Raw genomic sequence first — 21,933 nt, forward strand, 5'->3', positions numbered from 1 at the left:
CCTTCCCTCTCAACGCCCCTAGGGAGAACGCCACTTGGCCGGCCGGAGCATCTTGACATGATCATGAACTGTCATGAGCCTGGCATCTGTTTTCTTTCGCGACAGACGAAAGCAAGGGGGGCCGATGAGACGAAGAGCGAGATCGATCCTCGCTGCGACCTCACTCCTGATGGCCGGTCTGGCCGCCGCGCCGCTCGCCCGGGCGGACACGGGCGCCGACGACGCCGGACTCACCGTGTGGCAGGCGGAAGTCACCAAGGAACAGGTGCCACTGCTCCTCCAGGCGGGCGCCGACGGTCATGAACTGACCGAGCAGGTACCGGCCGAGGGCACCGCCACGGTCGAGGTGTTCCTCACCGACGCCCAGGCGGGCGCGCTCCGCGACAAGGGTGTGAGCCTCACCGAGCACACCGTGTCCGGCGCGGCGAAGAAGCGCGTCGCCGCCGCCGGGGACGGTGTCTTCCGGCCGTACAGCGGGGAGGGCGGCCTCCAGGAGGAGATCCTCGCCGTCGCGGCCGCCAACCCGTCGATCACCAAGGTCGTCAGCATCGGAAGGACCGTGCAGGGCAAGGACATCCTCGCCCTGAAGCTGACCAAGGGCGCCAAGAAGCACCGGGACGGCGCCAAGCCGTCCACCCTCTACATGTCCAACCAGCACGCCCGCGAGTGGATCACGCCCGAGATGACCCGGCGGCTGCTCCACCACTACGTGGACGGATACGGCAAGGACCGGCGCCTCACCCGGATCGTGGACCGCACCGAGCTGTGGTTCCTGCTTTCCGCCAATCCGGACGGCTACGACTTCACCCACGCCGCCGACAGCAACCGCCTCTGGCGCAAGAACCTGCGCGACAACAACGGCGACGGCAGGATCACCACCGGAGACGGTGTCGACCTGAACCGCAACTTCGCCTACAAGTGGGGCTACGACAACGAGGGTTCGTCCCCCAACGCCGCCAGTGAGACCTATCGCGGTCCGGGCCCCTCCTCGGAGCCCGAGACCGTCGCGCTGGACCGCTTCCAGAAGCGCATCGGCTTCGAGTACGGCATCAACTACCACTCCGCCGCCGAACTGATCCTGTACGGCGTGGGCTGGCAGGTCGCCACCCCCACGCCGGACGACGTGCTCTACAAGGCGCTGGCGGGCACCCCGGACAACCCGGCCGTGCCCGGCTACCACCCCCAGGTCTCCTCCGAGCTCTACACCACCAACGGCGAGGCCGACGGCCACGCGGCCAACGTCAACGGGACGATGATGTTCACCCCGGAGATGACGACCTGCCAGACCGCCTCCGCCATCGACCCGAACGACCGGTGGCGGCCCGAGGACTGCCGCTCCGGGTTCAACTTCCCCGACGACGAGAAGCTGATCCAGGCGGAGTTCGCGAAGAACGTCGACTTCGCGCTGTCCGTCGCCGAGACCGCCGCCCACCCCGACCAGCCCTCGTCGGCGGTCGGTATGGAGGCCCCCGACTTCACCGTCGACCCGTTCACCACCTCCTACTCGCGCGGCGGGGACCAGGAAGTGTCCGTCGTCGCCCGCAAGTCCCTGCGGGACAAGGAGCTCAAGTACCGCGTCAACGGCGGCCGTACCCACGACATGGCGCTCCGGCCGTGGCGGGGCGGGGAGACCTACGGCGGCGAGGACAACATCCGCTTCGACCAGTACCGCGCCAAGGTCAAGGACGGGGACGTCGGCGACCGGGTCGAGGTCTGGTTCACCGGCGAGACGAGGAGCGGGAAGCGCACGTCCAGCGAGCACTTCACCTACACGATCGCGCCCCGGCCCAAGGCCGACACGGTCGTCGTGGCGGAGGAGGGCGCACCGGCCCAGCACGCCCGGGCATACGTCGACGCGCTCCGGGCCAACGGCCGAAAGGCCGTCGTCTGGGACGTCGCCGCGCAGGGCGCCCCGCACCCGCTCGGCGTCCTGGGCCACTTCTCCACCGCCGTCCACTACACCGGCGCGCAGGCGCCCGGCGGGCCCACCCAGCTCGCCCTGCGCGACTTCCTCAACGAGGGCGGCAAGCTGATCGAGGCCGGGGAGCTGGCCGGCGGCAGCGCCCAGGTCGGCAGGGCCGTGACCAACGACTTCAGCCAGTACTGGCTGGGTGCGTACGGCCGCGCCTCGGCTCCCGGCGCCACCGGGTTCACCGGAGCGGGAACGCTGACCGGGACCGGCGGACCCCTCTCCGGCGCCACCGGCAACCCGCTGAACGCACCCGGTGCGTACACGGTCACCTCCGACACGCTGCCGGCCGCGCAGTTCCCGCAGTTCGCGAGCGCCCAGGCGGGCCGCTACGGCGGGGTGAGCAACCCCTACGCCCCGTACGCGGGCTCGTCGATGGCCTCCGCGATCCACGAGGACAACGACTGGAAGCGGCTCACCCGGACCGTCGACCTCACCGGGGTCACCGCGGCCGACACGCCGCGGCTGAGGCTCGCGCTCAACTGGAACACCGAGCCGGGCTACGACCACGCGGTCCTGGAGGCCCACACCGTGGGCGCCGAGGACTGGACGACGCTCCCGGACGAGGGCGGGCTCAGCGGTACCGCGGTACCGGAGGAGTGCGAGGCCGGGTACTTCCTCGGCGGGCATCCCTTCCTGCGGCACTACCTCACCCTGGGCTCCGGCGGCTGCACCGCTTCCGGCTCCAGCGGCACCTGGAACAGCTTCACCGGTTCCTCCGCAGGGTGGAAGCAGGTCTCCTTCGACCTGAGCGCCTACGCCGGCAAGCGGATCGAGCTCTCACTCTCCTACGTCACCGACCCGGGCAGCGGCGGACGCGGTGTGTTCGCCGACGACGCCGCCCTAGTCGTCGGCGGGTCGGAGAGGGAGAGCGAGGGCTTCGAGAGCTCGCTCGGTCCGTGGACCACGCCGGGGGCGCCGGAGGGCAGCCCCGCGCTCGGTGGTGACTGGGCGCGCACAGGTGAGCTGTTCGTCTCGTACGCGGCCGTCACCACCCGCGACACGGTCCTGCTGGGCTTCGGCCTGGAGCACGTCGCCGCGCCCGCGGACCGCAACGCACTGGTCCGCAAGGCGCTCGCCGCGCTCCGTCGCTGACACTGCGTAGTCGCCGAAAAGCGCCGGTGGTCCGTACTTGTCGGTAGGTACGGGCCACCGGCTTTCGGCTCGATCCGGGGGCGTGCTCGATGCCACTCCGGCTGCCCCGGGGAGGTAGGGTCGTAAGCGGTCGGGGACATCCCATATCAGCTCGCCGGCGTCGAAACCGGCGTACCACTGAGGAGATCGGTTCGTGACGATCCGCGTAGGCATCAACGGCTTTGGCCGCATCGGTCGTAATTACTTCCGCGCGCTGCTGGAGCAGGGTGCAGACATCGAGATCGTGGCTGTCAACGACCTGGGTGACACCGCGACCACCGCTCACCTGCTGAAGTACGACACCATCCTCGGCCGTCTGAAGGCCGAGGTCAGCCACACCGCTGACACCATCACCGTCGACGGGCACACCATCAAGGTGCTCTCCGAGCGCAACCCGGCCGACATCCCCTGGGGCGAGCTCGGCGTCGACATCGTCATCGAGTCCACCGGCATCTTCACGAAGAAGGCGGACGCCGAGAAGCACATCGCCGGCGGCGCCAAGAAGGTCCTCATCTCGGCTCCGGCCACCGACGAGGACATCACCATCGTGATGGGTGTGAACCAGGACAAGTACGACCCCGCGCAGCACAACGTCATCTCCAACGCCTCGTGCACCACCAACTGCGTGGCCCCGATGGCCAAGGTCCTCGACGAGAACTTCGGCATCGTCAAGGGCATGATGACGACGGTCCACGCCTACACCAACGACCAGCGCATCCTCGACTTCCCGCACAAGGACCTGCGCCGCGCCCGTGCCGCCGCGGAGAACATCATCCCGACCTCGACGGGTGCCGCGAAGGCCACCGCCCTGGTCCTCCCGCAGCTCAAGGGCAAGCTGGACGGCATCGCCATGCGCGTCCCGGTCCCCACCGGCTCCGTCACCGACCTCGTCCTGGAGCTGGACCGCGAGGTCACCAGGGACGAGATCAACTCCGCCTTCCAGAAGGCCTCCGAGGGCCAGCTGAAGGGCGTCCTGGAGTACACCGAGGACCCGATCGTCTCCTCGGACATCGTGAACTGGCCGGCTTCCTGCACCTTCGACTCGAAGCTGACCATGGTCCAGGGCAAGCAGGTCAAGGTCGTCGGCTGGTACGACAACGAGTGGGGCTACTCCAACCGCCTCGTCGACCTCACGGTCTTCGTCGGCAACCAGCTCTGACCGCCTGCCGGCGACGGTAGGCACCACGATGTGAGCGGAGCAGGGCTCGGGCAGCGCAACGGCGCGCTGCGCGGGCCCTGTGGCGTGTCCCCGACCTCCCCCTAGGAGCCAACAAAGCATGAAGACGATCGACGAACTTCTCGCCGAAGGCGTCTCCGGCAAGCGGGTCTTCGTCCGCGCCGACCTGAACGTGCCCCTCGACGGCACCACGATCACCGACGACGGCCGCATCCGCGCGGTGCTGCCGACCGTGAAGGCCCTGGCCGGCGCCGGCGCCCGGGTCGTCGTCGCCTCGCACCTCGGCCGCCCGAAGGGCGCCCCGGACCCGGCCTTCTCGCTCGCCCCCGCCGCCGCGCGGCTCGGTGAACTGCTCGGCGCGGAGGTGGCGTTCGCCACCGACACGGTCGGCGAGTCCGCTCGCGCGACCGTCGCCGGTCTCGGCGACGGCAGCGTCGCCGTCCTGGAGAACCTGCGATTCAACCCCGGGGAGACGTCCAAGGACGACGCCGAGCGCGGCGCCTTCGCCGACGAGCTCGCCTCCCTCGCCGACCTGTACGTGGGCGACGGCTTCGGGGCGGTCCACCGCAAGCACGCCTCGGTCTACGACCTCCCGGCCCGGCTGCCGCACGCCGCCGGGTACCTCATCGCCGCCGAGGTCTCGGTGCTGAAGAAGCTCACCGAGGACGTCAGCCGGCCGTACGTGGTCGTCCTCGGCGGCGCCAAGGTCTCCGACAAGCTCGCCGTGATCGACTCGCTGCTGGCGAAGGCGGACCGTCTGCTCATCGGCGGCGGAATGGCCTACACCTTCCTCAAGGCCCAGGGGCACGAGGTCGGGATCTCCCTCCTCCAGGAGGACCAGGTCCCGGCGGTGAAGGAGTACATGGAGCGCGCCGAGAAGAACGGCGTCGAGCTGGTGCTGCCGGTCGACGTCCTCGCCTCCGGCGAGTTCCCCGACCTCAAGACCAAGGCGCCCGCCGACTGCATCACGGTGGACGCCGACCGGATCCCCGCCGACAAGGAGGGGCTGGACATCGGCCCGAAGACGCGAGAGCTGTACGCGTCCAAGATCGCCGATGCCGCCACGGTGTTCTGGAACGGCCCGCTGGGCGTGTTCGAGCACCCGGACTACGCCGGCGGCACCCGTGCCATCGCCCAGGCACTCGTGGACAGCAAGGCCTTCACCGTCGTCGGCGGTGGCGACTCGGCCGCCGCGGTCCGCACACTGGGCTTCGACGAAAACGCATTCGGCCACATCTCGACCGGTGGCGGCGCGAGCCTCGAGTACCTCGAGGGCAAGACGCTTCCCGGCCTCGCCGCACTGGAGGACTGAACACCACATGAGCACCCGCACCCCGCTGATGGCGGGCAACTGGAAGATGAACCTCAACCACCTCGAGGCCATCGCCCACGTCCAGAAGCTCGCCTTCGCGCTGACCGACAAGGACTACGACGCCGTGGACGTCGCGGTCCTGCCGCCCTTCACCGATCTGCGCTCCGTGCAGACCCTGGTGGACGGCGACAAGCTGAAGATCACCTACGGCGCCCAGGACCTCTCGGCGCACGACTCGGGCGCGTACACCGGTGAGATCTCCGGAGTCATGCTCGCCAAGCTGAAGTGCACCTACGCGGTCGTCGGTCACTCCGAGCGACGCCAGTACCACGCCGAGTCCGACGAGCTCTGCAACGCCAAGGTGAAGGCCGCGTTCCGGCACGGTCTGACCCCGATCCTCTGCGTCGGCGAGGGCCTGGACGTCCGCAAGGCCGGCCAGCAGGTCCAGTACACGCTGAACCAGATCGACGGCGGACTGAAGGACATCACGGCCGAGCAGGCCGAGACCCTGGTGATCGCCTACGAGCCCGTATGGGCCATCGGCACCGGCGAGGTCGCCACCCCCGAGGACGCCCAGGAGGTCTGCGGGGCGATCCGCGGCCGGCTGGCGGAGCTGTACGGCCAGGTGGTGGCCGACAAGGTCCGCATCCAGTACGGCGGCTCGGTGAAGTCGAACAACGTCGCGGCGATCATGGCCCAGCCCGACGTCGACGGCGCCCTGGTCGGCGGCGCGTCCCTCGACGTGGACGAGTTCGTCAAGATCGTGCGCTTCCGCGACCAGTGAGCGGACGGTAGCGTTGCCCGCCCTCCTCGTCACCTTCGGTGAGGAGGGTCCGGTCCACGGCGAGGCTCGTGGAAATGGGTAACCTCGTCGTACGCTTGCGGGGGCCGAGGCTTGCGGGCCCGGCCCCCGTTCTTCTTGATCAGTTGTTCAGTCTGAATTCGTTCGTCCGAGGAAGTTGGTCCAGCCGTGGTTATGGGGTTCATGATCGCCCTGATCGTCTTCAGCCTGCTGCTGATGCTGCTGGTGCTGATGCACAAGGGGAAGGGCGGCGGCCTCTCCGACATGTTCGGTGGCGGCATGCAGTCGTCCGTCGGCGGCTCCTCGGTCGCCGAGCGCAACCTGGACCGCATCACGATCGTGGTCGGCCTGATGTGGTTCGCGTGCATTGTCGTACTTGCCCTGCTGATGAAGCTGGGCGGCTGAACCGCAAAGGGCGTCCCGGAGGTGGGGGTGTAACTCCAATCACTGGACGAGCGTTGGGCCTTACGTAGACTGGGGCATCTTCGAGCACCATCACGCAGGGAGTTACGACCGTGGCAAGTGGCAACGCGATCCGGGGAAGCCGGGTCGGGGCGGGGCCGATGGGGGAGGCGGAGCGGGGCGAGTCCGCACCGCGTCTCCGCATCTCCTTCTGGTGCTCGAACGGGCACGAGACGCAGCCGAGCTTCGCCAGCGACGCACAGGTTCCGGAGAGCTGGGACTGCCCGCGCTGCGGGTTCCCGGCCGGCCAGGACCGGGACAACCCGCCGGACCCGCCGCGTACCGAGCCGTACAAGACGCATCTGGCGTATGTGCGCGAGCGGCGCAGCGACGCGGACGGCGAGGCGATCCTCGCCGAGGCGCTCGCGAAGCTCCGGGGCGAGATCTGAGCAGCTGACGCGGGCCCGGCCGGTGACGGAATCCCAGGATTCCGTCACCGGCCGGGCCCGATGCGTTCGGCCCGCACGCCGTTGCGTCGCGCCGGTGCCCTCACGATCAATTAGGTTGGTGGGGCAGCGGGGACGCAGTCAGGTACGAGAAGAAGTGGGCTGAAGATGAACGCAATCCGGCTCAACCGGAGGCCCGAATGGGCTGCTCTGACCAAGCACCGTGAGCAGATGGCGGACACGCATCTACGGGAGCTGTTCGCCGCGGATCCCGAGCGCGGCAGCCGGTACACGTTGAGGGCCGGCGATCTGCACCTCGACTACTCCAAGCACCGGGTGACCGACGAGACGCTGGCACTGCTGCGCGACCTCGCCGCCGCCACCGGGGTCGCGAAGCTGCGGGACGCCATGTTCCGCGGTGAGAAGATCAACATCACGGAGGACCGGGCGGTCCTGCACATCGCGCTCCGCGCCCCCCGGGACGCCGTCATCGAGGTCGACGGCGAGAACGTGGTGCCGGCCGTGCACGCCGTGCTCGACAAGATGAGCGCCTTCTCCGGGCAGATCCGTTCGGGCCGCTGGACCGGCCACACCGGAAAGCCCATCAGGAACGTCGTCAACATCGGCATCGGCGGCTCCGACCTAGGCCCCGCGATGGCCTACGAGGCGCTGCGCGCCTACACCGCACGGGACCTGACGTTCCGTTTCGTCTCGAACGTGGACGGGGCCGACATCCACGAGGCGGTCCGCGACCTCGACCCCGCCGAGACGCTGTTCGTCATCGCCTCCAAGACCTTCACCACCGTCGAGACCATCACCAACGCCACCACCGCCCGCGAATGGCTCCTGACCGGCCTCGGCGCGGGCCAGGAGGCCGTGGCCAAGCACTTCGTCGCGCTGTCCACCAATGCGGAGAAGGTCGCCGACTTCGGCATCGACACCGCGAACATGTTCGAGTTCTGGGACTGGGTCGGCGGCCGCTACTCGTACGACTCGGCGATCGGGCTCTCGCTGATGATCGCCATCGGCCCGGAGCGCTTCCGCGAGATGCTGGACGGATTCCACCTCGTCGACGAGCACTTCCGCACGGCGCCGCCGGAGGAGAACGCGCCGATGCTGATGGGCCTCCTCGGCGTCTGGTACGACGACTTCCTCGACGCCCAGTCGCACGCGGTCCTGCCGTACTCGCACTACCTGAGCAAGTTCACCGCGTACCTGCAGCAGTTGGACATGGAGTCGAACGGCAAGTCCGTCGACCGCGAGGGCGAGCCCGTCGACTGGCAGACGGGACCCGTCGTCTGGGGCACGCCGGGCACCAACGGGCAGCACGCGTACTACCAGTTGATCCACCAGGGCACCAAGCTGGTGCCGGCCGACTTCATCGGGTTCGCCGACCCCGTCGACGAGTTGCCGGCCGGACCGGCGGGCCACCACGACCTGCTGATGGCCAACTTCTTCGCCCAGACCCAGGCGCTGGCCTTCGGCAAGACCCCGGAGGAGGTGCGTGCGGAGGGCGTGCCCGAGGAACTGGTGGCACACAAGACGTTCCGCGGCAACCACCCGACCACGACGATCCTCGCCGGCAGGCTGACGCCCTCCGTCCTCGGCCAGCTCGTCGCCCTCTACGAGCACAAGGTGTTCGTCCAGGGCGCCGTCTGGAACATCGACTCCTTCGACCAGTGGGGCGTCGAGCTCGGCAAGGTCCTGGCCAAGCGCCTGGAGCCGGTGCTCACCGAGGGCCGCGGGGGCGAGGACCTCGACAGCTCCACCGCCGCCCTGGTGTCCATGTACCGCACTCTGCGCGGCCGGAGCCCGCTGGGCGGCGGGGCGTAGGACGGCGATCCGATGACGGGGGAGGGGACCGTGCGGCTGAGGCCGCCGAACAACACGCTGAACGAACGCGCCGTCGGGTGGTGGCGGGCGCGGTGCCTGCTGACGGCGGCCGTGCCGGTGGCGGTGCTCGCCGCCCTCGGCGCGTTCATCGGGCCCGCCAGGACCTGGCTGTGGATCGCGGTCGGGGTCCTGGCGTTCCTGGGTCTGGCCGGCACGGCCTTCTTCCCCTCCTGGTGGTACCGCGTCCACCGCTGGGAGGTCACGGAGGAGGCCGTGTACGTCCGCACGGGCGCCCTCCTGCAGGAGTGGCGGATCGCCCCGATGTCCCGGATCCAGACCGTCGACACCGTACGGGGCCCGCTGGAGCAGCTGTTCCGGCTGGCCACCGTCACCGTCACCACCGCCTCCGCCAAGGGCGCCGTCCGGATCGAGGGCCTGGACCACGAGGTCGCGGCCGCACTGGCCGAGCAACTCACGCGGATCACCCAGGCCACCCCCGGGGACGCCACATGAGCACCGAGGGCGGGTCCGACGACGACTGGCGCCGGCTCGACCGGGGCACGGTGCTCGTCACGGCCGCCGTCATGGCCGGTGTGGCCGCCGGCGCCGGGCTGCCCGCGCTGCTGGCTCTCGCCGGGAGCATGCCGTGGTGGCAGGCGTTCGGCTGGGTGGCCGCCGGCGCCCTGGTGCTCATCGCCGGGGGCGCGGGCGCGGACTGGCTGCGCTGGCGGCGCACGCGGTACCGCATCGGTCCCGAGCGCGCCGAACTCCACACCGGACTGCTGCTGGTGAAGCGGCGCTCACTGGCACGCGAACGCATCCGCACGGTCGACCTGACGGCCCATCCGCTGCTGCGGATACTCGGTCTGGTGAAGGTACGGATCGGAACCGGCGAGCACACCGGTGGCGGGGAGTCCACGCTGGAGCTCGACCCCGTCCCCAGGGCCGAGGGCGAGCGGTTGCGCCGGGAGCTGCTGGCCCGGCGGATCGCCGGGGTTCCGGAGGCGGACCGGGAGGGGACACTGGCGACCCTCGACCCCCGCTGGATCCGCTACGCGCCGGTGTCCTTCGTCGCGCCCCTGCTCGGCGGTGCCGCGGTCGGCGCGGTGATGCAGGTGAGCCAGTGGTTCGGGGTGCAGACCCAGGTGATCGACTGGGTCGGTGAGCGGGTCCGGGACACCCCGCTGCTCTGGTCGGTCGCGGTGCTCGCCGTACTCGCCCTGGTGGCCGGGGTCGTCGGAGCGCTCGGCCTCTGGGTGGAGATGTGGTTCGGCTACCGGCTGGAACGCGAACCGGGCGGCACGCTGCGGGTCCGCCGGGGGTTGTTCACCTCCCGCTCCCTCTCCATCGAGGAGCGACGGCTGCGCGGGGTCGAACGCGTCGAACCCCTCGGCGTGCGGCTGTTCGGCGCCGCGCGGGTGGATGCCGTGGCGACCGGACTGGTCGAGGACGGCGAGGACAGGAACGCCGGCCACAGGACGCTGCTGCCGCCCGCGCCGGGGCCCGTGGCCGACGACGTCGCCGCCCGGGTGCTGCGGGAGCCCCGCCCGCCCACCCGCGCCCCGCTCACCGGGCATCCGCGTGCGGCGCGCTCCCGCAGACTGCGCCGGGCCCTCGCGGCGGCGCTCGCGCCCGTCCTGGTCCTCGTCGTCCTGGGGCTGTCGGTGACGGACGTCCTGCTGTCCGCCGCCGCCGTGTGCGCGGCGGTGTCCCTGCCGCTCGCGGTACTGCTGGCCCTGGACGCGTACCGGAGCCTGGGTCACGCGCTCGAAGGCGACTATCTGGTCGCCCGCTCGGGGACCGTACGGCGATGCACGGTGGCGCTGCGGCGCGGCGGCGTCATCGGGTGGACGCTGAGGCAGTCGTGGTTCCAGCGGCGTGCCGGCTTGCTGACCCTGACCGCCACCACGGCGGCGGGCGACGGTGCGTACCCGGTGCACGACGCCGACGAGCAGGAGATCCTGGACTTCGCCGCCCGGGCGGTCCCGGGGCTGCTTGAGCCCTTCCTCGACCGGCCCGCCGAACCGGGCTGACCGGCCGGAGGGGGCGGCGCCGGGGTGCGCGGGGCACGAGCGGGTCACGCCGGGCCTGTGGCGGTCCCGCCTCCGGAACGGCGTACGGCCCGGTCCGCCGGGGAAGGGCGGACCGGGCCGTACGCACCGGAGCGGTGAGTCTCCGTCAGGCGGAGGCGGGCGGATAGAGGTCGCGTGGCAGCTGGGCCGCCGCTGCCGCGTCCAGCAGCCACAGCGTCCTCGACCTGCCGTACGCCCCTGCCGCCGGGGCCTGGATCTCGCCCGCGCCCGACAGGGCGATGCGCGCGGCGTTCGCCTTGTCCTCACCGGCCGCGAGCAGCCACACCTCGCGAGCGGCCCGGATCGCCGGAAGCGTCAGGGAGATGCGCGTCGGCGGGGGCTTCGGCGCGCCGTGGACGCCGACGACCGTACGCTCGGTCTCCCGTACCGCGGGAAGCTCGGGGAACAGGGAGGCCACGTGCGTGTCGGGGCCCACGCCCAGCATCAGGACGTCGAACGCCGGCACATCGCCGCCCGCGTCGGCAGCCGCCGACCGGTAGTGCTCGGGGCCCGCGGCGGCGGCCAGCTCCTCCGCGTACGCGGCTGCCGCGGCGTCCGCGTCGTTGCCGTACCGTCCGCCCGACGCGGGCATCGGGTGCACCCGGGCCGGGTCCAGCGGCACCGAGTCGAGCAGGGCCTTCCGGGCCTGGGTGATGTTGCGCTCCGGGTCCCCTTCGGGAAGGAAGCGCTCGTCGCCCCACCACAGGTCGAGCCTCGACCAGTCGACGGCGTCCCGCGCGGGAGCCGCGGCGAGCGCGGCCAGCAGGCCGTTGCCGTTGCGCCCGCCGGTGAGCACCACCGAGGCGGAGCCCCGGGCGGCCTGGGCATCCACGATCTTCGTGATCAGCCGGGCCGCCGCGGCCTGGGCCATCAGTTCCTTGTCGCGGTGGACGACGAGTTGGGGGGCGCTCACTTGGACGCCGCCTTCCTCGCCGTTGCCTTCGCGGGAGTCCTGTCCCCGGTCTTCTCCCCGGACTTCTCCGCCGCCGGGTCCGGGCGCTTCGCCGGGGCCTTCCTCGCGGCGGAGCCGCTGACGGCCGCTGGGCTCCGCTGGTCGAGCCGGTCGAGCCCGAACCGCAGCGTCGCGGCGTAGATGTCGTCCGGGTCCAGCCGCCGCAGTTCCTCGGCCATCAGCTCGGCGGTGTCACGCCGCTTCAGCGCCACCGCACGGTCCGGCTGGCCCTCGATGGACAGCGTCGCCAGGGAGCCGTCGGCGCGGTCAAGCACGATGGTGCCGCTGTCCGTCAGCAGCCGCACGGCGGTGAGGCCGGGTCCGCCGGAGACCGTGCGCGTCACCGGGACGTCCAGCCGGTCGCCGAGCCACATGCCGAGCAGTTCGCAGCTCGGGTTGAACTCCTCGCCCTCGACCTCGGCCCCGGTGATCCGCCAGTCCACCTGGTCCAGCGCGGCCGCGAGCATCGAGCGCCACGGGGTGATACGGGTCCAGGACAGATCCGTGTCGCCCGGGGTGTAGGCGTCGGCGCGGGCCGTCAACTCGGCGATGGGCTGCTCGCAGGCGTACGTGTCGGTGACCCGGCGCTGGGCCAGTGCGCCCAGGGGGTCGGAAGCCGGATCGACCGGCGCGTTCACCGGCCACCACACCACGACCGGCGCGTCCGGCAGGAGCAGGGGCAGCACCACGGACTGGGCGTGGTCGGCGACCTCGCCGTACAGGCGCAGTACCACCGTCTCGCCGGTCCCGGCGTCCGCGCCGACCCGGACCTCGGCGTCCAGCCGCGCCTTGGCCCGGTCGCGCGGAGAGCGGGAGACGCGCTTGATGACGACGAGCTTGCGCGAGGGGTGTTCGCGGGCGGCCTCGTTGGCCGCCTTCAGCGCGTCGTAGGCGTTCTCCTCGTCGGTGACGATGACGAGGGTGAGGACCATGCCGACGGCCGGGGTGCCGATCGCCCGCCGGCCCTGCACCAGCGCCTTGTTGATCTTGCCGGAGGTGGTGTCCGTAAGGTCGATCTTCATGGCCGGCGCCAGCTCCGTCCGTCTCGTGCGAGCATTTCGTCCGCCTCGACCGGACCCCACGTCCCTGCCGGGTACCGCGCGGGCCGGCCGTGCTTCTCCCAGAACTGCTCGATCGGGTCGAGGATCTTCCAGGACAGCTCGACCTCCTCGACCCTCGGGAAGAGGTTGGAGTCGCCGAGCAGCACGTCGAGGATCAGCCGCTCGTACGCCTCCGGGCTGGACTCCGTGAAGGACTCGCCGTAGGCGAAGTCCATGGAGACGTCGCGGACCTCCAGCGAGGTGCCGGGGACCTTCGAGCCGAAGCGCAGGGTCACACCCTCGTCCGGCTGGACCCGGATGACCAGCGCGTTCTGCCCCAGCTCCTGGGTGGCCGTGCGGTCGAAGGGGGAGTGCGGCGCGCGCTGGAAGACGACGGCGATCTCGGTGACACGGCGGCCGAGCCGCTTGCCGGTGCGGAGGTAGAACGGCACGCCCGCCCAGCGCCGGTTGTCGATCTCCAGCTTTATCGCCGCGTAGGTGTCGGTCTTGGAGGTGGCGTCGATGCCCTCCTCCTCCAGATAGCCGACGACCTTCGCGCCGCCCTGCCAGCCGGCGGCGTACTGGGCGCGGACGGTACCGGCGGCGAGGTCCCTGGGCAGCTTCACCGCGCCCAGCACCTTGGTCTTCTCCGCCGCCAGCGAGTCCGCCTCGAAGGACGCGGGCTCCTCCATCGCGGTCAGCGCGAGCAGTTGGAGCAGATGGTTCTGGATGACGTCGCGCGCCGCACCGATGCCGTCGTAGTAGCCGGCACGGCCGCCGATGCCGATGTCCTCGGCCATGGTGATCTGCACGTGGTCGACGAACGACCGGTTCCAGATCGGTTCGAAGAGGGTGTTGGCGAAGCGGAGCGCCAGGATGTTCTGGACGGTCTCCTTGCCCAGGTAGTGGTCGATACGGAAGACCTGGTCCGGCTCGAACACGTCGTGGACGAGCGAGTTGAGCTCCATCGCGGAGGCCAGGTCGTGGCCGAAGGGCTTCTCGATGACGGCGCGCCGCCACGAGCCGTCCTTCTGCTCCGCGAGCCCGTGCTTCTTCAGCTGCTTGACGACCTTGGGGAAGAACTTCGGCGGCACCGAGAGGTAGAAGGCGAAGTTGCCGCCCGTGCCCTGCACCTGGTCGAGTTCCGTGATGGTCTTCTTCAGGGTCTCGAACGCGTCGTCGTCGTCGAACTCGCCGGGGACGAACCGCATGCCCTGGATGAGCTGCTGCCAGACCTCCTCCCGGAAGGGAGTGCGGGAGTGCTCCTTCACGGCCTCGTGGACCTCGTGCGCGAAGTCCTGGTCGTCCCACTCGCGGCGGGCGAAGCCGACGAGGGAGAAGCCCGGCGGCAGGAGCCCGCGGTTGGCGAGGTCGTACACAGCGGGCATCAGCTTTTTCCGTGACAAATCGCCCGTAACGCCGAAGATCACCAGGCCCGACGGCCCCGCGATGCGCGGGAGCCGTCGGTCCGCGGCGTCACGAAGCGGATTCGCTCCGTGTGCGGAAGTCAAGGTGCTCAGCCCTCCGAGGGAGCGAGGCGCTGGAGCTCCGCCTCGGTCGACTTGAGCAGGTCGTTCCAGGACCCCTCGAACTTCTCGACGCCCTCGTCCTCGAGGAGCTGGACGACGTCGTCGTAGGAGATCCCCAGCTTCTCGAGGGCGTCGAGCTCGGCACGGGCCTGCTCGTACGTCCCGCGCACCGTGTCGCCCGTGATCCGCCCGTGGTCGGCGGTCGCCTCCAGCGTGGCCTCCGGCATGGTGTTGACCGTGCCCGGCGCGACCAGCTGGTCCACGTACATCGTGTCCGGGTACGCCGGGTCCTTGACGCCGGTCGAGGCCCACAGCGGACGCTGCGCGTTGGCCTGCGCCTTGTCGAGGGCGGCCCAGCGCTCCGACGGCGGCGTCGACTTGTCGGCCGAACCGAACACCGCCTCGTACGCCTGGTAGGCGAGCCGTGCGTTGGCGAGCGCCGCCTTGCCGCGCAGCTGCTTCGCCTCGTCGGTGCCGAGGGCGTCCAGCCGCTTGTCGATCTCGGTGTCCACCCTGGACACGAAGAACGAAGCCACGGAACGGATCTTCGACAGGTCCAGGCCCGCGGCCTTCGCCTTCTCAAGGCCGGCCAGGTAGGCGTCCATGACCGCGCGGTAGCGCTCCAGCGAGAAGATCAGCGTGACGTTGACGCTGATGCCGAGACCGATGACCTCGGTGATCGCCGGGAGACCGGCCCGCGTGGCCGGGATCTTGATGAACGTGTTGGGCCGGTCCACCAGCCAGGCCAGCTGCTTGGCCTCGGCGACCGTCGCCGCCGTGTTGTGCGCCAGCCGCGGGTCGACCTCGATCGACACCCGGCCGTCCTGGCCGCCCGTGGCGTCGAACACCGGCCGCAGTACGTCCGCGGCGTCGCGCACGTCCGCCGTGGTGATCATGCGGAGGGCTTCCTCCACGGTCACCCGGCGGGTGGCGAGGTCGGAGACCTGCGGCTCGTACCCGTCGCCGGACGAGATGGCCTTCTGGAAGATGGACGGGTTGGTGGTGACGCCCACGACGTGCTGCTGGTCGATGAGCTCGGCCAGGTTGCCGGACGTGATGCGCTTGCGCGACAGGTCGTCGAGCCAGATCGCGACGCCTTCGTCGGAGAGGCGCTTGAGTGCGTCTGTCATGAGAGTTGCATCTCCTACTGGTCGTATGCCGGCGTCAGCGCTCGGCTGCGGCGATCCCGGTCGTTGAATCGAGCGCGGCCCGCGCTGCGGCGGCCACCGCCTCGGGGGTGAATCCGAACTCGCGGAACAGCACCTTGCCGTCGGCAGAGGCACCGAAGTGCTCCAGCGACACGATCCGGCCTTCGTCACCGACGAAGCGGTGCCAGGTCAGCCCGATACCGGCCTCGACGGCCACCCGCGCCTTCACCGAAGGCGGCAGCACCGAGTCCCGGTACGCCCGGTCCTGCTCGTCGAACCACTCGACGGACGGCATCGAGACGACCCGCGTCGCGATGCCCTCGGCCTGGAGCTGCTCGCGGGCCTCCACGGCCAGGTGCACCTCGGAGCCGGTGGCGATCAGCACGACCCGCGGCTCGGCGCTCTCCCCACCGGGGCCCTCGGCCTCGAACATGACGTAACCGCCCCTGGCCGCGTCCTCGTTGGGCTCGTACGTCGGCACGCCCTGGCGGGTCAGCGCCAGACCGTGCGGCGTGCCCACGCGGAACTCCTTGGTCCAGCGGCGGAGGATCTCGCGCCAGGCGATCGCCGTCTCGTTGGCGTCGGCCGGGCGCACGACGTTGAGGCCCGGAATGGCGCGCAGCGAGGCCAGGTGCTCCACCGGCTGGTGCGTCGGGCCGTCCTCGCCGAGACCGATCGAGTCGTGGGTCCAGACGTATGTCACCGGCAGATGCATCAGCGCGGACAGCCGGACCGCGTTGCGCATGTAGTCGGAGAAGACGAGGAACGTACCGCCGTAGACCCGGGTGTTGCCGTGCAGCGTGATGCCGTTCATGATCGCGGCCATCGCGTGCTCGCGGATGCCGAAGTGGACCGTGCGTCCGTACGGGTCGGCCTCGGGCAGCGGGTTGCCCTCGGGCAGGAACGACGAGGTCTTGTCGATCGTGGTGTTGTTCGAGCCCGCCAGGTCCGCGGAACCGCCCCACAGCTCCGGCACGACCGCGCCCAGCGCCTGCAGCACCTTGCCCGACGCGGCACGGGTGGCGACCGCCTTGCCGGTCTCGAAGACCGGGAGCTTCTCCTCCCAGCCGGCCGGGAGTTCGCCCGCGCGGATGCGGTCGAACTCGGCGGCGCGCTCCGGGTTGGCGGCACGCCACTCGGCGAACGTCTTCTCCCACTCCTCGCGCGCGGTGCGCCCGCGGTCGAGAGCCTGACGGGTGTGCCGGACGACCTCCTCGGAGACCTCGAAGGTCTTCTCCGGGTCGAAGCCGAGGACCCGCTTGGTGGCCGCCACCTCGTCGTCGCCCAGCGCCGCGCCGTGTGCGGCCTCGGTGTTCTGGGCGTTCGGGGCCGGCCACGCGATGATCGAGCGGACGGCGATGAAGGACGGACGCCCGGTCTCCTCCTTGGCCGCCTTCAGCGCCTCGTACAGACCCACCGGGTCCAGGTCGCCGCTCGGCAGCTGCGCCACGCGCTGGACGTGCCAGCCGTACGCCTCGTACCGCTTCAGGGTGTCCTCGGAGACCGCGGTCTCGGTGTCGCCCTCGATGGAGATGTGGTTGTCGTCCCAGAGCAGCACCAGGTTGCCGAGCTTCTGGTGGCCGGCCAGCGAGGACGCCTCGTGGGAGATGCCCTCCTGGAGGCAGCCGTCGCCGGCGACGGCCCAGACGGTGTGGTCGAACGGGGAGGTGCCGGGAGCGGCGTCCGGGTCGAACAGCCCGCGCTCGTAACGGGCGGCCATGGCCATGCCGACGGCGTTGGCGATGCCCTGGCCCAGCGGGCCGGTCGTCGTCTCGACGCCCACCGTGTGGCCGTACTCGGGGTGGCCCGGGGTCTTGGAGTCCCACGTGCGGAAGGACTTGAGGTCGTCGAGCTCCAGGCCGTACCCGGCGAGGTAGAGCTGGATGTAGAGGGTCAGACTGGAGTGACCCGCGGAGAGCACGAACCGGTCACGGCCGGTCCAGTCCGCGTCGGCGGGGTCGTGGCGCATCAGCTTCTGGAAGAGGACGTAGGCCGCGGGGGCCAGGCTCATCGCCGTACCGGGATGGCCGTTGCCGACCTTCTGTACGGCGTCGGCGGCGAGGACACGGACGGTGTCCACGGCCCGCTGGTCCAATGCGGTCCACTCGAGGTCTGTGGTGGTCGGCTTGGTGCTCACCCTGGGTCAGGGCTCCTCTCCACATGTTCGGGTCCCGGTGACTGACCGGGCGCTGTCGAGCCTACCCTCGCAGCAACGTGCATCCTTTCGGGTGCACGTCTCTCCAATCGGACACATCAACCAGCCTGCGGGTACCGGCCCGACTTCGCCTGTTGTCGGTGACTGACTCCGGTGATTACGGACGCCGCGGCCGCAGCGCTCAACACGACCCACCCCCGCGAAGATCGGCATGGGGCCAACGTCTAGAGTGGCGTGGTACGCGCAAGCCTTCACCGGGCATTCACGCCTCCATGACCCTCCGGGTACGAGGGATGCCCCCGCGAAGCTTGCTGGGAATTCTCTGTCAGGGGTGTGCGTGACGGCCGTCGAGTCCCGACCCGCCGGGGTCGTCTTGACTCCCAGCCCGGGGGGCCACCGGCCGTTCGGGGCCCGCGTCAAGGCATTCGTGGCGCTGACCAAGCCGCGGATCATCGAGCTGCTTCTCATCACCACCGTACCGGTGATGTTCCTGGCCGCGCAGGGCGTGCCGGACCTCTGGCTCGTGATCGCCACGTGCGTCGGCGGGTACCTCTCCGCGGGCGGTGCCAACGCGCTCAACATGTACATCGACCGCGACATCGACGCCCTGATGGACCGCACCGCGCAGCGCCCGCTGGTCACCGGCATGGTGTCGCCGCGCGAGGGCCTGGCCTTCGGGATCACCCTGGCCGTGGTCTCCACGCTCTGGTTCGGACTCCTCGTCAACTGGCTGTCGGCGGCCCTGGCGCTCGGCGCGCTCCTCTTCTATGTGGTCGTCTACACGATGCTGCTGAAGCGGCGCACCGCGCAGAACATCGTCTGGGGCGGCATCGCCGGCTGCATGCCGGTGCTGATCGGCTGGTCCGCCGTCACCGACTCCATGTCGTGGGCCGCCGTCGTCCTCTTCCTCGTCATCTTCTTCTGGACGCCGCCGCACTACTGGCCGCTGTCGATGAAGGTGAAGGAGGACTACGCGCGCGTGGGCGTGCCCATGCTCCCGGTCATCGCCTCGAACAAGGTCGTCGCCCGGCAGATCGTCGTCTACAGCTGGGTGATGGTGGCGGTCTCGCTGCTGCTGACCCCGCTCGGCTACACCGGCTGGTTCTACACGGTGGTGGCGCTGGCCACCGGCGGCTGGTGGCTCTGGGAGGCGCACGCGCTGCAGAGCCGCGCCAAGGCCGGGGTGACGGGCGGGAAGCTCAAGGAGATGCGGCTGTTCCACTGGTCCATCACCTATGTCTCGCTGCTGTTCGTCGCCGTCGCCGTGGACCCCTTCCTGCGCTGACCGGCCGACCGGGCGACCCGGGACGGCGTGGCCGAGACCACGTGGCCGGGCGGTCGCCAGTCGATCTACCCGCGAGTAGCATCCTGGTCATGGCAGACACCCAGGTTGACGAGAAGCAGTCCGCGAAGACCGAGCGGAAGGCGGCGAGGCTCGCCAAGCAGATCGGCGCCTTCGCCAAGGCGCACGGCGGCGCCGAGGGCCAGCTCGCGTACATCGGCCAGACGGGCACCCGCATCGTGCTCGTCGGCGAGGACGGCCGCTGGGGCGACCTGGTCGCGCCGACCCACGAGATCGCCGTCAGGGCCGCGGAGAAGTCCGGCATCACCCTGCACGAGTCGTTCGACGGCGACTTCGCGCTGAAGGTCCGCACCGGACCGTACGAGTGGACCCGGATGGCCGGCATCCAGATCGGCGGCCCGTCGAACGGCTGACCGCTCCGTGCCCTGCGGGGGCGCGGGAGAGCGGCCGTTGCGGCCCGGGGCAACACCTCGCGCGGGGCTCACCCGTTAGGACGGGTGGAACGACGTCCACCGCTGGGAGCCCCGGATGATCGACACGCCGTCCTTGGTGGATCAGTACTGCCACGGCGTCCTCCGCACGGAGCTGGGCCTCGGTACCTTCGAGGCCCACCTCGGCGGGACCGCCGGGCCGCCCGCACCCGGCACCACCTTCTTCGACACCCAGACCGGCTTCGCCGTACGCCGCTGGTGCCCGCCGCTGCTCGGCCTCGAACCCCACTGCCCGCCCACGCACTATCTCGCGCGCCGCCGCGAGCTCGGCGTCCTGGAATCCGGCAGGCGGCTGCTGCGGGCCACCGGCATCTCCACCTACCTGGTGGACACCGGACCGCCCGGGGACCTCACCGGAGTGCCCGAGATCGCCGCCGCGGGCATGGCGGACGCCCATGAGATCGTGCGCCTGGAACTCCTCGCCGAACAGGTCGCCGACACCTCGGGCACCGTCGACTCGTTCCTCACCAACCTCGCCGAGGCCGTGCACGGCGCAGCCGACTCGGCCGTCGCCTTCACCTCCGTCGCCGGCGTACGGCACGGGGCCTCCCTCGCGCCCGATCCACCCGGGTCCGGCGAGGTGCGCGGCGCCACCGGGCGCTGGCTGGAAGGCCGGGCGGTCGGCGGCCGGCTCACCGACCCCGTGCTGCTGCGCCATCTGCTCTGGGTCGCCGTCGCCTCGGGGCGGCCACTGCAGATCCACGTCGGGGTGGGCGATCCGCTGTCGCTGACCGGCTTCGCGGCGGCCACCGCGGGCCTCGGCACCGATCTGGTGCTGCTGCACAGCTACCCGTACCACCGCCACGCCGCGCATCTGGCGAGCGTCTTCCCGCACGTGTACGCCGATGTGGGGCCCGCGCCTGCCCACACCGGCGCGGGGGCGGCGGCGGTCCTGGCCGAGACCCTGGAGCATGCCCCGTTCGGGAAGCTGTTGTTCTCCAGCGGGGCCCGGGGGCTGCCCGAGCTCCATGTCGTCGGCGCCAGGATCTTCCGGGAGGCGCTGGACCGGGTGCTCGGCGGCTGGGTCGGCGACGGCGCCTGGTGCCGGGCGGACGCCCGGCGGGTCGCCGGGATGATCGCGGCGGACAACGCCCGCCGCGTCTACGGACTGGCCGGCTGAACCGGACCGCCGGCTCAGGCCGCGGTGAGGGCGGCGTCCGGCGCGGCCGGGGCGCCAGGGGCGGCGAGCGGACGCTCCCGCAGGCTCAGGGCCAGCCGCAGCACGGCGATCCACATCAGCGAGGAGCCGAGCATGTGCGCGCCGACCAGCAGCTCCGGCACGTCGGTGAAGAACTGCACATAGCCGACGGCGCCCTGCGCGACCAGCACGCAGACCAGCTCCCTGGCGCGTGCCCGGGTGTCGTCGGGCGCGTCCACGATCCGCAGCGCCAGCCAGGCCGCCACGGCGAGCACGCAGACCAGCCAGGCCAACGCGGCGTGGACATGGGCCGCGTCCACCCAGTCGAACGGCATCCTCGGCACATCGCTGCTGTCGCCCGCGTGCTTGCCGGACCCGGTCACGATCGTGCCCGCCGCGATCAGCAGGCCCGCCGCGCCGGTCAGCGCCCAGGACAGCCGCCGCACGGGGAGCGGGACCCGGGGCCGGGGCGCGCAGTCGCCCTCGCCCGCCCGGATCCAGGTGACCGTGGCCACCGTCAGCAGTGCGTTCGCCGCGAGGAAGTGGCCGGCGACCGTCCAGGGGTTGAGCCCCGCCCACACGGTGATGCCGCCGAGGACCGCGTTGCTCATCACGACCCAGAACTGCGCCCAGCCGAGCCGGGTGAGCCCGCGCCGCCAGGGCTTGGTGGAGCGGGCCGCGATGATGGCCCAGCCGACCGCCGCCGACAGGACGTACGTCAGCATCCGGTTGCCGAACTCGATGGCGCCGTGGATGCCCTGCTCGGGCGTCGCGAACAGACTGTCGTCCGTGCACTTGGGCCAGGTGTCGCAGCCGAGCCCGGAGCCGGTCAGCCGGACCGCGCCGCCGGTGACGATGATGACCACGCTCATCACGACGGGTGCGAGCGCGGCTCGCCGGAGCACCGTGGGGGACGGCGTCCAGCGCTTGGCGATGTGGGCGAGGGGGGTTTGCACGGCGACCATCGTAGAGGGGCGCTTGTGCGTGTTTTCACGAGGGGCCCCCGGAGCGTCGTCGCCAGGCCGTACCG

General features: G+C 70.9%; 18 protein-coding genes. 12 read left to right on the forward strand and 6 right to left on the reverse strand.

Annotated elements, in window-relative coordinates:
* Positions 1 to 124 precede the first annotated feature (124 nt).
* From AB0J10_RS16985 to AB0J10_RS17025, 9 genes are all read left to right on the forward strand, one after another.
* A complete protein-coding gene (locus AB0J10_RS16985; RefSeq protein ID WP_363062246.1) occupies positions 125 to 3,064 on the forward strand; it encodes a M14 family zinc carboxypeptidase in 2,940 nt (979 codons plus the stop codon).
* Positions 3,065 to 3,257: 193 nt separating this feature from the next.
* A complete protein-coding gene (gene gap, locus AB0J10_RS16990) occupies positions 3,258 to 4,262 on the forward strand; it encodes a type I glyceraldehyde-3-phosphate dehydrogenase (protein ID WP_363062248.1) in 1,005 nt (334 codons plus the stop codon).
* Positions 4,263 to 4,380: 118 nt separating this feature from the next.
* Positions 4,381 to 5,592 carry a phosphoglycerate kinase gene (locus tag AB0J10_RS16995; RefSeq protein ID WP_363062250.1) on the forward strand — a complete coding sequence of 404 codons (1,212 nt, stop codon included), beginning with the start codon at positions 4,381 to 4,383 and terminating at the stop codon, positions 5,590 to 5,592.
* A gap of 7 nt (positions 5,593 to 5,599) precedes the next feature.
* Positions 5,600 to 6,376 carry a triose-phosphate isomerase gene (gene tpiA / locus AB0J10_RS17000; protein ID WP_363062252.1) on the forward strand — a complete coding sequence of 259 codons (777 nt, stop codon included), beginning with the start codon at positions 5,600 to 5,602 and terminating at the stop codon, positions 6,374 to 6,376.
* A 192-nt stretch (positions 6,377 to 6,568) separates the two neighbouring features.
* Positions 6,569 to 6,799 (forward strand): preprotein translocase subunit SecG, encoded by a 231-nt coding sequence (gene secG, locus AB0J10_RS17005; protein ID WP_363062464.1) that lies wholly within the window; start codon positions 6,569 to 6,571, stop codon positions 6,797 to 6,799.
* Between the two features lie 110 nt (positions 6,800 to 6,909).
* Positions 6,910 to 7,245 carry an RNA polymerase-binding protein RbpA gene (locus AB0J10_RS17010; protein ID WP_351225356.1) on the forward strand — a complete coding sequence of 112 codons (336 nt, stop codon included), beginning with the start codon at positions 6,910 to 6,912 and terminating at the stop codon, positions 7,243 to 7,245.
* 165 nt (positions 7,246 to 7,410) lie between these two features.
* Entirely contained in the window at positions 7,411 to 9,075 is a 1,665-nt protein-coding gene (gene pgi, locus AB0J10_RS17015) for a glucose-6-phosphate isomerase (RefSeq protein ID WP_363062254.1), read from the forward strand.
* A gap of 12 nt (positions 9,076 to 9,087) precedes the next feature.
* Positions 9,088 to 9,588, forward strand: coding sequence for a PH domain-containing protein (locus AB0J10_RS17020; protein WP_363062256.1), 501 nt, complete (start codon positions 9,088 to 9,090; stop codon positions 9,586 to 9,588).
* Positions 9,585 to 11,108 (forward strand): PH domain-containing protein, encoded by a 1,524-nt coding sequence (locus AB0J10_RS17025; protein ID WP_363062258.1) that lies wholly within the window; start codon positions 9,585 to 9,587, stop codon positions 11,106 to 11,108. The genes AB0J10_RS17020 and AB0J10_RS17025 overlap by 4 nt, the downstream gene beginning before the upstream one ends.
* 145 nt (positions 11,109 to 11,253) lie before the next feature.
* Here the strand turns inward: AB0J10_RS17025 and pgl are convergent, their stop codons facing one another.
* From pgl to tkt, 5 genes are read right to left on the reverse strand one after another with little or no spacing between them, the layout of a single operon-like run.
* Complete coding sequence (pgl, locus tag AB0J10_RS17030) at positions 11,254 to 12,060, reverse strand: 6-phosphogluconolactonase (protein WP_363062260.1); 807 nt, start codon at positions 12,058 to 12,060, stop codon at positions 11,254 to 11,256.
* Complete coding sequence (gene opcA, locus AB0J10_RS17035) at positions 12,057 to 13,121, reverse strand: glucose-6-phosphate dehydrogenase assembly protein OpcA (RefSeq protein ID WP_363062262.1); 1,065 nt, start codon at positions 13,119 to 13,121, stop codon at positions 12,057 to 12,059. The genes pgl and opcA overlap by 4 nt, the downstream gene beginning before the upstream one ends.
* Complete coding sequence (gene zwf, locus AB0J10_RS17040) at positions 13,118 to 14,650, reverse strand: glucose-6-phosphate dehydrogenase (RefSeq protein WP_363062264.1); 1,533 nt, start codon at positions 14,648 to 14,650, stop codon at positions 13,118 to 13,120. The genes opcA and zwf overlap by 4 nt, the downstream gene beginning before the upstream one ends.
* Before the next feature lie 5 nt (positions 14,651 to 14,655).
* The gene (gene tal / locus AB0J10_RS17045; protein WP_363062266.1) at positions 14,656 to 15,798 is read right to left on the reverse strand and encodes a transaldolase; all 1,143 of its coding nucleotides are present in this window, start codon (positions 15,796 to 15,798) and stop codon (positions 14,656 to 14,658) included.
* A gap of 34 nt (positions 15,799 to 15,832) precedes the next feature.
* Positions 15,833 to 17,953, reverse strand: coding sequence for a transketolase (gene tkt, locus AB0J10_RS17050; RefSeq protein WP_363062268.1), 2,121 nt, complete (start codon positions 17,951 to 17,953; stop codon positions 15,833 to 15,835).
* A gap of 355 nt (positions 17,954 to 18,308) precedes the next feature.
* Here tkt and AB0J10_RS17055 point away from each other — a divergent pair, with 355 nt between their 5' ends.
* The 3 genes from AB0J10_RS17055 (at position 18,309) to AB0J10_RS17065 (ending at position 20,885) form a co-directional block, all read left to right on the forward strand.
* Positions 18,309 to 19,256: a heme o synthase gene (locus AB0J10_RS17055; protein WP_363062270.1), complete on the forward strand. Its 948-nt coding sequence runs from the start codon at positions 18,309 to 18,311 to the stop codon at positions 19,254 to 19,256.
* A gap of 89 nt (positions 19,257 to 19,345) precedes the next feature.
* Positions 19,346 to 19,687, forward strand: coding sequence for a hypothetical protein (locus AB0J10_RS17060; RefSeq protein WP_363062272.1), 342 nt, complete (start codon positions 19,346 to 19,348; stop codon positions 19,685 to 19,687).
* 115 nt (positions 19,688 to 19,802) lie between these two features.
* Positions 19,803 to 20,885 carry an amidohydrolase family protein gene (locus AB0J10_RS17065; protein WP_363062274.1) on the forward strand — a complete coding sequence of 361 codons (1,083 nt, stop codon included), beginning with the start codon at positions 19,803 to 19,805 and terminating at the stop codon, positions 20,883 to 20,885.
* 14 nt (positions 20,886 to 20,899) lie between these two features.
* Here AB0J10_RS17065 and AB0J10_RS17070 read toward each other — a convergent pair whose 3' ends face one another.
* Positions 20,900 to 21,868, reverse strand: coding sequence for a COX15/CtaA family protein (locus tag AB0J10_RS17070; RefSeq protein WP_363062276.1), 969 nt, complete (start codon positions 21,866 to 21,868; stop codon positions 20,900 to 20,902).
* Positions 21,869 to 21,933 lie beyond the last annotated feature (65 nt).

The sequence above is a fragment of the Streptomyces sp. NPDC049887 genome (genome assembly GCF_040656535.1).
Classification (GTDB): Bacteria; Actinomycetota; Actinomycetes; order Streptomycetales; family Streptomycetaceae; genus Streptomyces.

Excerpts from the sequence above, each read along its gene's own strand:
- tpiA (WP_363062252.1), top strand. The coding sequence starts at position 5,600 with ATGAGCACCCGCACCCCGCTGATGGCGGGCAACTGGAAGATGAACCTC.
- tal (WP_363062266.1), bottom strand. The coding sequence starts at position 15,798 with ATGACAGACGCACTCAAGCGCCTCTCCGACGAAGGCGTCGCGATCTGG.
- AB0J10_RS17070 (WP_363062276.1), bottom strand. The coding sequence starts at position 21,868 with ATGGTCGCCGTGCAAACCCCCCTCGCCCACATCGCCAAGCGCTGGACG.
- AB0J10_RS17020 (WP_363062256.1), top strand. The coding sequence starts at position 9,088 with ATGACGGGGGAGGGGACCGTGCGGCTGAGGCCGCCGAACAACACGCTG.
- AB0J10_RS16985 (WP_363062246.1), top strand. The coding sequence starts at position 125 with ATGAGACGAAGAGCGAGATCGATCCTCGCTGCGACCTCACTCCTGATG.
- AB0J10_RS17025 (WP_363062258.1), top strand. The coding sequence starts at position 9,585 with ATGAGCACCGAGGGCGGGTCCGACGACGACTGGCGCCGGCTCGACCGG.
- pgi (WP_363062254.1), top strand. The coding sequence starts at position 7,411 with ATGAACGCAATCCGGCTCAACCGGAGGCCCGAATGGGCTGCTCTGACC.
- secG (WP_363062464.1), top strand. The coding sequence starts at position 6,569 with ATGGGGTTCATGATCGCCCTGATCGTCTTCAGCCTGCTGCTGATGCTG.
- AB0J10_RS16995 (WP_363062250.1), top strand. The coding sequence starts at position 4,381 with ATGAAGACGATCGACGAACTTCTCGCCGAAGGCGTCTCCGGCAAGCGG.
- opcA (WP_363062262.1), bottom strand. The coding sequence starts at position 13,121 with ATGAAGATCGACCTTACGGACACCACCTCCGGCAAGATCAACAAGGCG.
- AB0J10_RS17065 (WP_363062274.1), top strand. The coding sequence starts at position 19,803 with ATGATCGACACGCCGTCCTTGGTGGATCAGTACTGCCACGGCGTCCTC.
- AB0J10_RS17060 (WP_363062272.1), top strand. The coding sequence starts at position 19,346 with ATGGCAGACACCCAGGTTGACGAGAAGCAGTCCGCGAAGACCGAGCGG.